This is a genomic window from Eubacterium sp. F2 (assembly GCF_046244355.1).
Classification (GTDB): Bacteria; Bacillota; Clostridia; order Peptostreptococcales; family Anaerovoracaceae; genus Aminicella.
The window spans coordinates 1,896,377-1,908,360 of sequence record NZ_CP176393.1 but is presented as its reverse complement, the minus strand read 5'-3'; the positions used below and the strand labels follow the sequence as shown (position 1 = coordinate 1,908,360).

General features: G+C 45.8%; 15 protein-coding genes. 4 read left to right on the top strand and 11 right to left on the bottom strand.

Annotation, left to right across the window (positions count from 1 at the left end; genetic code table 11):
• Window positions 1-81: 81 nt before the first annotated feature.
• The 5 genes from ACI77B_RS08150 to ACI77B_RS08130 all read right to left on the bottom strand — a co-directional run bounded on the left by ACI77B_RS08150 (window position 82) and on the right by ACI77B_RS08130 (window position 4,058).
• Window positions 82-288, bottom strand: a complete 207-nt coding sequence (locus ACI77B_RS08150; RefSeq protein ID WP_409336357.1) for a hypothetical protein — start codon at window positions 286-288, stop codon at window positions 82-84.
• A gap of 347 nt (window positions 289-635) precedes the next feature.
• Window positions 636-1,454 carry an ExeA family protein gene (locus ACI77B_RS08145; protein ID WP_409336356.1) on the bottom strand — a complete coding sequence of 273 codons (819 nt, stop codon included), beginning with the start codon at window positions 1,452-1,454 and terminating at the stop codon, window positions 636-638.
• The gene (locus tag ACI77B_RS08140; protein ID WP_409336355.1) at window positions 1,451-2,854 is read right to left on the bottom strand and encodes a DDE-type integrase/transposase/recombinase; all 1,404 of its coding nucleotides are present in this window, start codon (window positions 2,852-2,854) and stop codon (window positions 1,451-1,453) included. Before ACI77B_RS08140 ends, ACI77B_RS08145 begins: the two co-directional genes overlap by 4 nt.
• Entirely contained in the window at window positions 2,772-3,473 is a 702-nt protein-coding gene (locus tag ACI77B_RS08135) for a DUF6431 domain-containing protein (protein ID WP_409336354.1), read from the bottom strand. The genes ACI77B_RS08140 and ACI77B_RS08135 overlap by 83 nt, the downstream gene beginning before the upstream one ends.
• A 213-nt stretch (window positions 3,474-3,686) precedes the next feature.
• A complete protein-coding gene (locus ACI77B_RS08130) occupies window positions 3,687-4,058 on the bottom strand; it encodes a hypothetical protein (protein WP_409336353.1) in 372 nt (123 codons plus the stop codon).
• Between the two features lie 240 nt (window positions 4,059-4,298).
• Between ACI77B_RS08130 and ACI77B_RS08125 the strand changes: the two genes are divergently transcribed.
• From ACI77B_RS08125 to ACI77B_RS08110, 4 genes are all read left to right on the top strand, one after another.
• Window positions 4,299-4,994 carry a MerR family transcriptional regulator gene (locus ACI77B_RS08125; protein ID WP_409336352.1) on the top strand — a complete coding sequence of 232 codons (696 nt, stop codon included), beginning with the start codon at window positions 4,299-4,301 and terminating at the stop codon, window positions 4,992-4,994.
• A 351-nt stretch (window positions 4,995-5,345) separates the two neighbouring features.
• On the top strand, window positions 5,346-6,350 hold the full coding sequence (locus tag ACI77B_RS08120; RefSeq protein WP_409336351.1) for a recombinase family protein: 1,005 nt from the start codon (window positions 5,346-5,348) through the stop codon (window positions 6,348-6,350).
• 4 nt (window positions 6,351-6,354) lie between these two features.
• The gene (locus tag ACI77B_RS08115) at window positions 6,355-6,771 is read left to right on the top strand and encodes an integrase (protein ID WP_409336350.1); all 417 of its coding nucleotides are present in this window, start codon (window positions 6,355-6,357) and stop codon (window positions 6,769-6,771) included.
• A gap of 3 nt (window positions 6,772-6,774) precedes the next feature.
• On the top strand, window positions 6,775-8,343 hold the full coding sequence (locus ACI77B_RS08110; RefSeq protein ID WP_409336349.1) for a recombinase family protein: 1,569 nt from the start codon (window positions 6,775-6,777) through the stop codon (window positions 8,341-8,343).
• 53 nt (window positions 8,344-8,396) lie between these two features.
• Here ACI77B_RS08110 and ACI77B_RS08105 read toward each other — a convergent pair whose 3' ends face one another.
• The 6 genes from ACI77B_RS08105 to ACI77B_RS08080 all read right to left on the bottom strand — a co-directional run bounded on the left by ACI77B_RS08105 (window position 8,397) and on the right by ACI77B_RS08080 (window position 11,735).
• Window positions 8,397-8,516: an MmcQ/YjbR family DNA-binding protein gene (locus ACI77B_RS08105; protein ID WP_409336348.1), complete on the bottom strand. Its 120-nt coding sequence runs from the start codon at window positions 8,514-8,516 to the stop codon at window positions 8,397-8,399.
• 63 nt (window positions 8,517-8,579) lie between these two features.
• Complete coding sequence (locus ACI77B_RS08100) at window positions 8,580-8,807, bottom strand: thioredoxin family protein (protein ID WP_194611707.1); 228 nt, start codon at window positions 8,805-8,807, stop codon at window positions 8,580-8,582.
• A 58-nt stretch (window positions 8,808-8,865) separates the two neighbouring features.
• Complete coding sequence (locus tag ACI77B_RS08095) at window positions 8,866-9,264, bottom strand: arsenate reductase ArsC (protein ID WP_409336347.1); 399 nt, start codon at window positions 9,262-9,264, stop codon at window positions 8,866-8,868.
• Between the two features lie 13 nt (window positions 9,265-9,277).
• Entirely contained in the window at window positions 9,278-10,276 is a 999-nt protein-coding gene (locus ACI77B_RS08090; RefSeq protein ID WP_409336346.1) for a permease, read from the bottom strand.
• Window positions 10,276-11,316 (bottom strand): ACR3 family arsenite efflux transporter, encoded by a 1,041-nt coding sequence (arsB, locus tag ACI77B_RS08085; protein ID WP_409336345.1) that lies wholly within the window; start codon window positions 11,314-11,316, stop codon window positions 10,276-10,278. The genes ACI77B_RS08090 and arsB overlap by 1 nt, the downstream gene beginning before the upstream one ends.
• 98 nt (window positions 11,317-11,414) lie before the next feature.
• On the bottom strand, window positions 11,415-11,735 hold the full coding sequence (locus tag ACI77B_RS08080; RefSeq protein WP_409336344.1) for an ArsR/SmtB family transcription factor: 321 nt from the start codon (window positions 11,733-11,735) through the stop codon (window positions 11,415-11,417).
• Window positions 11,736-11,984 lie beyond the last annotated feature (249 nt).

Genomic DNA, 11,984 nt, shown 5'->3' with positions numbered 1-11,984 from the left:
CGGCCTATTTACCTGTTATTTTTGTGTACAAATAAGTAATTCCTATAGTTTTTCTGTTTATTTGTACGCTAAAATGCCTGATCATACACATCTTCTCATTATATTAACCTCAACAGATTCTTTCTTATGACAGCAAGCACTCGTCATTCCTGTCGTTGGTGACTCTACAGATTTACATTTATTCTTTAAAGTTAGTGTTATTGGAATTGTAATAGAATGTGTCTCCATTCCTTCGATCGATTTTTGAGCAATTTTTATATCCAAGTCAAAGTCGTTCATCTTATTCATGTGAATATCCTCCACTCTTCTTCAGAACAAATTGTATTATGATGTATTCTTTAACGATATTATAAACGTTAAAGCAAGTTCAACGTCAAGTAGATACATTCCAAAATCATTCATTTTCATCTGATAGTGTAAAATAATTTGTGTAAACGATAGTTCCCAGTTCAGCAATAGAAAAAGGAATCGAGACAATTCTGATATGTCATAACAAAAACTTCCCACACCAATTATGGTGTTTCTGATTAGCTTCTAAGTCCAGGAACTGCCCTTTCTGAATGTCCACATCCTGCTTCTTCGCCTGTCCAATTCACCGTCTCAAAAGGCCGCCGATTGGATGGCGGCCTTCGTCTCTACATTACGATGATGTTCTCATGTTCGCTGACGTATTTCACCATATGATCGTCAATCAGCCGTTTCCTCTGCTGATAGGCGTACATCAGGCTTTTTTCGCAGAATCGGTTGATCATACGCGGTATTCCGCAGGATTGTTTGTAGATTTCCTCCACAGCTCCATCAGTGAATATCTCCTGTCTGCATTCCGCGTAACTGAGGTGTGCGCGTATATATTTTTCTGTCTCCGCCCGGTCCAGATGATGCAGAACACAGCTGATATCAATGCGCTGACGAATCGCTGCATACGCAGGCTTACGGAGTTTCTGATCCCATAATTCACTCTGTCCGGATAAAATCAGCGCCAGAGGACTTTCCGAATCAAAGCGGTAATTTAGGAGAAACCGGAATTCTTCAATGGTTTCTTTTCCAAGAAGGTGCGCTTCATCCAGAATACAGACCAGCTTTTTATGCTGAACGCCGCGGATAATTTCAATTTCCTTCAGCAGCATTCTTTTGGCATCTCCCCGGTAGAATCCCGCTTCCAGTCCCAGCTGATCCAGAAGCCCTTTGTAAAACCACCGCGGAGTAAGTTTGGAATCCGAAAGATACAGAAGAATATACCGGTCCTTCGGCAGTGTCATCGCAAACCGCCTGATTAATGTGGATTTTCCACAACCTGGATCAGAGGTAAGAACCGCGAACAGCTGCTTTTCTGCTGCGTACCTCAGCCTGCCGAGTGCTTCATCCAGCTTCGGGGACTGGTAGAGCTGTTCTACAGGGACGTTACGGACAAACGGTGTATGCGTCATTTCAAAGAATTCTTCATACATGATCATTCACCATCCTTTCCGTAATCTGCAAAGGAAATGGCGTCGGTTTTCTTTTCGACAGTCTGCTTCCGTTTCTTCCGCAGAACCTTAAGAAAACGTGAAGCTTCCGGCTCTTCAGGAAGAAGGGCGGCAGGAACCGGTTCCGATGAGTCGCAGTAGGAACCGATCTGAATCGGTTTTGCCTGGATCGGATCCATGTTTCTGCTGTAGACGGTAATCTGATCCCGGCTGACAGGATCATAACCGATTTCTACTTCCGCACCGATCAGAGATGTGCTGACCTCGTAGGTGATCCCGTGGAATTTCAGGCATCCTGCCGAATCAACACGCCGCTTTTCACGATGCTGGAACGCTTCTCCAATGACCGATGCATCAAGGAAGGTCAGACGCCTCTGGTCCCGATGCCACTCCACTTCCGGACTAATTCCAAGAAGAGATACCGGAATTCCCTGACTTTCATAGTATTCCCGGATACCGTCATGCGGCCGTTTCTGGTAATATTCTTCCAGATAGGCAGTCCAGGCCGCGTTCAGTTTTTCCAGAGTCTTTATCTGATCGGCTTTTGCTTCTGCAAGAAAGTCGTCTGTGACCTGATGGAACTTCTCGATCTTTCCTTTGGATTTCCCTGAATACGGCGGTGCATACCGGACCCGGATATCCAGCCGCTGAAGTGCACGGACAAGTTGTTTGGAGCGGTACTGGGCTCCATTATCGATATATACGCTGTCAAAGCGTCCATGCTTGAGAATGGCCTGACGGAAGGTATCTTCCACAATCTGCGCGCCCTCATTGTCGTAAAACTGCGAGTGCAGGATGTAGCGGGAATGGTCATCCAGTACAGAGGAAAGATAGGTCTTTTTCTTCTGTCCGTTTTTTCCAATTGGAAGATAGATGCCTTCTTTGATATCCGCCTGCACAAGCATCATCCGGTTCGGCTTACAGAAGCGCTTGGAGGAAGTTTTCCTGCTTTCCATGTATCTCTGCATCTGACGCCGCCCAAATCCCGCATCGTAAAGGTGCCTCTGAAGCGTTGAACGTTTTAATTTCCCAGGTTCTGCTTTTCCTTCCCCTTCCAGGATAAAGATAATCTGCTCAACACTGCGTCTTGGAACTTCCCGTTTCAGCTGGATTGCTTCCTGCAGCAGCTCATCAAAATTCTCCGGGAGTTTCCTGCTCCTATGATTATCTCTGCTTCTGGGCTTCAGGCCGTTAAATCCTTCTTTCCGGTAGGCCTGTTCATATCTGCGGATGGTCCGCTCACTGCAGTGTGCCTGCCTGGCAATTCTATGCCTTATCTGCACCCGCATGGACCGGTCCATGCTTTCAACCAGAAGAGGGGCTATGAGCATCAGGCGCTCCTGTGCCTGCTCTTCCTTCCAATCGTGAACTTCTTTTTTTCGATTCATTGTTCTTCACCTCCTGCCTCAAGAGTACAGCAGATGAAGAAAGGACACCGGACAAGTCAGGTGCACATTTTGGACCCTCTGGCTGCAGCATCATTTTTCCTGCAGCATTAATCATGATCCGGTTCAATTTAGCCAGCCACTGCTGGCCTTCCTGACGAAGCCCGTCGAAAAGAGAAACAGAAGAATACAGCAGATGCTCAGGATGCGGCAGGATGGATGATACGGCTGCTTTCAGAAGTCCGTTAATCTGGCTGTGGTTCTCTCGGATCCAGGAGATCCAGCGTTTCATGGTACGTTCACAGGGTGCTGCGCAGGTTGTGCTGTCATTGATCGTAGAAATGCCATCGACAACATTTTCAATGATTTCCGTTTTGAACTGCTTATACGGAGTAACACAGTCCGGAAGTTCAACATGCAGATGTCTGCAGCTGACGCACTTCAGACGCCGAACCATCAGAAAATCAACCTCTTCCGAATATCCGCGCATGATTCTGCGCCGCCGGTCGCGGTAGACCAGTTCGCCTCCGCAGAAAGGGCAGAATGATTTTTCCAGAGAGATGACGGTGAATGTGGAATTATTCTGGTTGCGGCGGAGCCGATAGTTTGATACAATAATCATGGTTTGAGGAGATCTCAGAGAGAAACGATGGGTTTAGAATGACTCTCTGGGGTCTTTTCTTTTTGAAAAATGAAGTTCAGGTTTCTATGGACATTGTATCGGGCAGTTCCTGGACATGCAAGCAAATCAGATCATGGACGTTTTAATAGAGGCGAAACATTATGGGATCTGTTCCTTGAAAATTCAATAATGCAGATGACAAAATAGGTCCGGTTATCCTTCTGGTGTAATTTTAGGTAATGCGTTCCGTAAATGTTCTAGAATACGTTCGACTTCAACAGCTTTCTTAGAAAGAAGCGAGGTAAAGCGCAGCCAGTTAGTCTTCGGGTTGTTCAGGAATCGATAAAAGGTATTCTTTGAAAACGATTCCCTGAAGGAACCGGTTTTCTGCTGCATATACATGCTGCGGCCAGAAAAGACATTGCAGAGCTTGTATTTGAAGATATCGGTGACAGGAACGCCCTTCTCCTTCTGTGCGTTGCATTTGCGGAGAAGCTGTCCAATCTTAAAAGTATGAAAGAATGAAGAAATTGCGGTAAAAAGTTCCTGTCCGTCCTGATCTTGTGGTAAAATTGAAATTGGCATAGATGACTCCTTTTGTATGGTTATATACGTTCAATTCAATTATATCAAAGGCAAGTCATCTGTGCCTTTTTAATTGTCTGCATTATTGAATTTTCAGGGTTCAACACATCTTTCCGGTGTGGGAAGTTTTAGGTCATAATTAATCATGTACAAAATAATGAAATACAGCATAATTCATTCAGTTCAAAGACTTAATTATATGTTATACTGATAATATATTTATGCGAGGAGGACATAGCGATGAATATTCATGAAGTAGAGCAATTGCTCGATATTTCAAAAAGCAGTATCAGGTATTATGACCGAATCGGACTCTTAACACCTGAAAGGAAGGACAATGGTTATCGTGACTTTTCACAAGAAGATATTCAACGTCTTCGTTCTATAATTGTCCTTAGAAACGCGATGGTTCCCCTAAAAACAATACATGAGTTATTGGATGAACACCAGGAATTACAGCCAGTTCTCGAAGCACATAAATCAGAACTTCAACGTAAAACCAAGCAACTCATTACCGCAGAGAATCTATGCAATACAATTATTTCAGATCTTCACGATGGCATAAAATTCGATGCCGATCGTTATTTACACACTCGTAACAATAACCGCGATATGGATAATGATTGGACATTACAGATTGCTTTTCAGCAAATGTACAATTTACGTCCTTTTGGACTACCTATGCTGCAGACTGAAAATAAAATCTTTGCTGTGTTCTCTCAGTTAATGCTTCTTATTCTCATTCGCACCACATTATTTACAGCGTTCTTTGGAATGGGAATTGGAATTGGCCTTGGTACCTGCATACCTGTTATATATTTTCTTTCTTCCAGTTTTCTTGTAATACTCTCGAAGCGAAAGAATAATTCCAGTATAAATTATTTCATTAATTATCATCTATCCGAACTCGGTCTACTGTTCTGCGTGCTTCTATAGAATATTACTATTTTTTCACTGTCACAGCCGTCAAAAAAAGACCAATCGGGAGTGCGGATAAAATACGAGGTATAATTGCAGGCACAAATGCTATCTTCGATTACTGCCTTTCTATTAATGAGATCGAAAATATTTTGAAAGACAGAATACCTTCAACTAGGTCTCAACTTAGTAATACAGTTAAATATTTTCACGACGAGATCGTCAGAATGCCTCCGGTTCATGATAGCCCTGGAGGCATTCACTTGTTTAAAGGAAACATTCTAATATCCTTACAATTTCCACCTGATAGAACCCTAGTGCTATGTCATAATTAATCATGTACAAAAGTTCTGGAATTAATATGTACAAATGATATCATCGACTAAGTTATCAAGGAGGCTTAGCGATGATCATCAAACCACCAATCACAACAGAACCGGAAGCGATACAATCGCCGATCTTCTAAACGGCAAAGGCATCCCGGCAAGAAACGGACGTGCCTGGCGGCGCTCCACTGTCCACTGCGTGCTAACCAATGAGAAGTACACCGGAGACTGTATCTTCCAGAAGACCTGGACGGACTCTTCCTTCAAGCGCCACATAAACCACGGTGAAAAAGATGCGGTCCTCGTGAAAGACCACCACGAGCCCATCATCAGCCGCGAGGACTGGGAGAACGTACAGCGCCTGATCCAGCAGCGTTCGCAGGAAAAGAATATCGAAAAGAACAGCCAGAAATACTTAAGCCGCTACACCTTTACCGGAAAGATCCTCTGCGGATGCTGCGGAAACACGTTTAAACGCCGCATCGCCTACTCCTCTTCCGGAAGTCCTGTGATCTGGGTGTGCAAGACACATCTGCAGGGAAAAACGAAATGCCCGATGCAGTCCATCAAAGATGAGGACCTGAAGCGTTCGTTTCTTACCATGATGAACAAACTGATCTACTCCTACCGGCTGATCTTAAGGCCCTATGCAAACAGCCTGAAGGATAACGCAAAAAAAGAAACGCTGGATCAGATTGATGCCCTTAAGGGACGGCTTTCGGAAAATGCCAGAAAGCGACAGACCTTAACCCGCCTGATGACACAGGGAATCATCGACCAGACGCTCTACAGTAGAGAAACTGCAGATCTTTTTGCGACTTCAGAAGGCATCCAGAAGGAGATTGACCGCCTGGAGAACTCCGCTTCCGATGTCACAGAGGTACTGCTAAAGGCAAGAGCCCTTCTTCGCTTCGCCGAGAAAAGCGAAATGCTTCAGGAGTTTGACGACGAACGGTTTGATGAGTTCGTCGATCATATCACGGTGCATTCCCGTCATGAGATCACCTTCTGCCTGAAGTGCGGGCTTGAGCTCAAAGAAAGGATGTGAGGTTATGAGAACCATACCATACGGCTACCGGATCGAAGGCGGCAAAGCTGTCGTCTGCAAAGAGGAAGCAGAAAAACTGCAACAGCTTTTTAAGAACTACCTTGCCGGGATGTCTTTGGCAAAAGCGGCATCCAGCGCAGGAATCAAGGCTACGCACTCCTCGATCAAGCGGCTGCTTGAAAACAGACACTATCAGGGCGATGACTTCTACCCTGCCATTACTGATAAAGAAACACTCGACCGGATCCACGAGGAACGGATTCAGCGGGCCAAGAAAATGGGACGACTGCACCCAGGCAGGAAGCCCAAAGCAAAGAAGCCTGCAGCGACGTCATTCACCATCTCTGCTCCTGAGCAGACGATCGGAAGCCCAAAGCAGCGGGCTGAATACCTGTACAGTCTGATTGAAAGTGAGGAATAACAAATGGGAAATATTACAATCATTCCTGCCAGAAGACAGATGGGAAACAACGTCAAACAGGCAGAAAAACCGAAGCTGCGGGTGGCAGCCTACTGCCGTGTCAGCACGGATACCGAGGAACAGGAAACCAGCTACGAGACGCAGGTCTCCCACTACACGGAATACATCAACAGCCATCCAAACTGGCAGCTTGCCGGCATCTTCGCAGACGACGGCATCAGCGGAACCAACACCAAGAAACGAGAACAGTTCAATAAAATGATCGATGAATGCATGGCGGGAAACATCGACATGGTCATAACAAAATCCATCAGCCGATTTGCCCGTAACACCTTGGACTGCCTGAAATACATCCGACAGCTGAAGGAAAAGAACATCGCCGTCTGGTTTGAGAAAGAGAACATCAACACGATGGACGCCAAGGGAGAAGTTCTGATCACAATTATGGCAAGCCTTGCGCAGCAGGAATCCCAGTCCCTCTCCCAAAACGTCAAGCTCGGCATCCAGTACCGCTACCAGCAGGGAAAGGTCCAGGTCAACCACAACCGCTTCCTAGGATATACGAAAGACGAAAACGGAAACCTCGTCATTGATCCCAAGCAGGCCGAGGTGGTGCGCAGGATCTACCGGGAGTACCTCGAAGGCTACTCCATGAAAACCATCGCGCAGCATCTGGAGCAGGATGGCGTTCTCACCGGAGCAGGCAATACCAAATGGTACGATTCCACGATCAATAAGATCCTTAGGAACGAAAAGTATATGGGAGACGCCCTTCTTCAGAAAACCGTCACCACAGACTTTCTAACCAAGAAGCGAGTCAAGAACAACGGTGTTCTTCCTCAGTACTACGTTGAGGACGACCACGAAGCGATTATTCCTAAAGAGCTTTTCATGCAGGTTCAGGAGGAGCTCGTCCGAAGGCGAAACGTCCATCGCTCCCCTTCCGGCAAGAAGCGGGTCTACTCCGGAAACAACTGCTTTTCCCAGATCATCGTCTGCGGAGAATGCGGCGATCTCTACCGAAGAGTCCACTGGTACATCCACGGCAAAACCGCCATCGTCTGGCGCTGCATCAGCCGGCTTGATCCATCTTCCGTAGTCAAAGTCTGCAAAAACCGCACCATCAAGGAAGATTGGCTGAAGGACATCACCGTAAAAGCCTTCAATCAGATTCTTACCGGAAAAGACGAATTCCTGCATCAGCTCCAGGAAAACATGACGAAAGCCATCTGCGAATCCGATCCATCCAGCGCGGAAGGCATCCAGTTAAGGCTCGATGAACTGCAGACGGAGCTCATCAGGAAAGCAAACAGTAAAGAGGACTACGACGCCATCGCCGATGAGATTTTCCGTCTGCGGGAAGAAAAGGAAAAGGCCGATGCCTCAGCCAGAAGCCAAGAAGACCTGAAGAAAAGAATCACCGAGCTGCAGGTCTTCCTGAAAGATCAGCAGACTGCTATCGCCGAGTTCGACGAGCGCATGGTGCGAAAGCTCATCCGGCAGATCATTATCTATCAGGACAGAGCCGTGATCGAATTCAAGTCCGGTCTGCAGATCACCATCAACGAATAAAAAGCAGGCGCCCCATCTGGAGTGCCTGCTCGGTTGACCTTCAGAAATGAATCTCACTTTGTAAGTTCGAAACTTCTTTGGACATATTCCATAATCATCCTATCCTCAAGATAATCACTCAACATAATCGAAATCCATGTTTTATGATTCATATGGTATCCCGGAAATACCACGAAGCGTAAAAAGGCTCCTCGCCACTGAACCCAATCAGTAGTGAGAAGCCTTATCCTTTTTGCTTACAATAGTTTCTCTACATCCTTTGCCTTCAGCACTTTTCCTGCAGAAACAATTTTGTCATCAATCATAAGGGCAGGCATGCTCATCACCCCATATCCCATGATTTTTTCCATATCGGTGATGTACTCAACCTCAGCATGAACTCCCTTGTTTGCTACCGCCTCTTTTACGGACTTCAAAAGTGCCTCACATCTTTTGCAGCCACTGCCTAAAACCTTAATATTCATCTTTCTTATCCTCCTTCAGCGAAAAAATTATTGAAACTGATTTATCTATATACGTAAATTATTGTGCCAGATGCTGTGCAAGCTCAACAATTTTCGTATGGATTTCCCGAATTGTCTCGATAAAAGCTTCATCACCAGCTCCCGTTGGATCCTCAAGCCCCCAATCAAATCTCTCTGTGCAGGGAAGAAACGGGCAACGAACATTGCAGCCCATCGTGACAACCACATCTACGGCCGGGATATCGGACAGAAGCTTACTGTATTGCGTCTTTTCCATATCAATGCCATATATTTGCTTCATCAGCCTCACTGCATCCTGATTAATCTGCGGCTCTGGTTCTGTTCCGGCAGAATAGCTCTCAAAGACATCGGGCGCAAGATGTCTGCCTAATGCTTCGGCAATCTGGCTGCGACATGAGTTGTGAACACAGATAAATGCCACTTTTGGTTTGTTCATTGAAAATTCCCCCCTACACCAGTAAGTACGCTATGGCATTGAAGCCGTATCCGACAATGATGATACCCACTGTGCAGATGGCTATAAATGTTCCAAGCAGCTTGGGCTTAATCGCTTTCTTCAGCATGATAAGAGACGGAAGGCTGAGCGTGGTAACCGCCATCATAAAGCTGAGAATCGTACCGAGCAATGCTCCCTTTGCCAAAAGTGCCTCGGCAATCGGAATCGTGCCGAAAATATCTGCGTACATGGGTATGCCGACAAGCGTGGCGAGTATCACACCGAACGGATTATTGTCACCGAGAACGGTTTCCACCCAGCCTTCGGGAATCCAGTTATGGATCACCGCGCCGATAGCCACGCCGATAAGGATATAAGGGAACACTTTCTTAAAGGTGGATGCAACCTGATCTCTGGAATAGAGCAGCCGATCCTTTACGGTAAGATTTGGAGACTCTATATCCACCTTGCTATTATTATTGCGGATAAAATCAGCAATCTGATCTTCCATGTGAAGGTTTTCTATCAATGTCCCGCCAAGAACCGCAATGACAAGACCCAGCACCACATAGGTCACGGCAATCTTCCCGCCAAAGATACTGGTGAGAAGCACAAGACTCCCCAAATCCACCATTGGCGATGAAATGAGAAATGAAAATGTCACCCCAAGCGGAAGCCCTGCGCTCGTAAAGCCCATGAAGATCGGAATGGAGGAACAAGAGCAGAAAGGTGTCACCGTCCCAAGCAGAGCGCCTACAGCATTTGCTCCTATTCCATGAAATCTTCCCATGATCTTCCTGCTCCGCTCCGGAGGAAAGAAACTCTGAATGTAAGAAATCAGAAAGATCAACACACAGAGCAATACCGTGATTTTAATTGTGTCATAAATGAAGAACTGTATACTGCCGCCAATCCGACTATCTAAATTAAGTCCGACCATCAGCAGCAACTGCTCAATCAGGGCATTCAACCACTTCATCCCAAGGATCTGATCCTGAATAAAAGTCCACATTACGCAAACCTCGCTTTCGTTTTATTTGCTATTCGCACTAACAGGAGCATGACGGGTACCTCCGTCAGAACGCCTACAGTGGTAGCGAGCGCTGCAGGGCTTGTCGTACCAAATAGTGCAATCGCCACAGCTACCGCAAGTTCAAAGAAATTTGATGCGCCGATCATCCCGGCAGGAGCCGCAATATCATGCGGTAATTTCAGTAGCTTGCTTGCTCCATAAGCGATAAAGAAGATCAAAAATGTCTGAATGGTCAGCGGCACCGCGATCAGCACAATATGAAGCGGATTAGACAGAATCACCTCTGCTTGTGAACTGAAAATAATAACCAGCGTCAGCAGCAGACCTATTGTTGTGGCATTGTCGAACTTGTGGACAAACGTGCTCTCAAAGTAATCCGCACCTCTTTGCTTCGTGACTGTTATTCTCGTGAGGATGCCGCCCACAAGCGGAATCACAACGAACAGAAAAATGCTGACGAACAGAGTACTGTAGGGAACAACCACATTGGAAACACCCAAAAGGAATTTTACAATCGGAACAAATGCCACCAGAATAATAAGGTCATTGGTGGCCACCTGCACAACCGTATAAGCAGGGTTCCCTTTTGTAAGTGTACTCCACACAAACACCATCGCTGTACATGGAGCAGCTCCTAAAAGCACAGCTCCGGCGAGGTATTCTGTTGCCAGTCCCGGTGATATGAAGGCTTTGAATATGACAAACAAAAACAGGTAAGCAATTCCATACATAGTGAAAGGCTTGATCAGCCAGTTCGTCACCCATGTGACCAGAAGTCCCTTTGGATTCTTCCCAATCTGTTTTACGCTCTGAAAATCTACTTTCATCATCATAGGGTATATCATGACCCAGATGAGAACAGCGATAGGAATCGAAATGCCGGAAATCTGAAATTTGCCGAGTGTGGCAGGAATGGCCGGGACAAAATGCCCAATCAATACTCCTATAGCCATGCAGAGCAGTACCCACACAGAAAGATACCGCTGAAATGTATTAATGCCTTTGTTTTTATTGTTCATAACGTTGCCTCCGTTAGTTTTATACATTGAAATGTATCTATGTTTATGGGTTTTATATAGGCAATCCCAAAGGACTGCCTATGAATGATAGATATCGATTACTTCTTTCCTTTACATCCGCAGGATATGCTGCTGTCTGTTTCACAGTCGCATCTTGCATAGGAACCGATCATTTTCCGAAAATCTTTGACACCGTCTGCGGAGATGGAGTAATGCATCCATTTTCCCTCTTTGTAGTAGTCGACAAGGCCGCTGTCTGCAAGGATTTTCATGTGATGCGAAAGAGTCGGCTGCGTGATATTCAGTTCCCTTAGCAGATCACATCCACACTTCTCTCCATGCTGGAGCGCAAGCATGATCGCAAGGCGGTTCTCATCTGTGAGTGCCTTTATTTTTTTGACGTCTTCTCTGAATCCCATGATTTTCACCTCCGAGAGATGTACATATTATATCGAATACATTCACAGTTGTCAATGTGTGAATGTAATATTGTTTAAAAATCTTTTCGCCTCTGATGGTAGTGTGGAAGCCTTACAAGAATGATATTGCCGTTACGGCCCAACTGAGCGTCGGTCGTTTATCCGGTACCATTTTTGACTCGGTGTGCCTGCAGACCACCATTAACGAATAAAAAAGCAGGTGCCCCATCTGGAGTGCCTGCTCGGTTG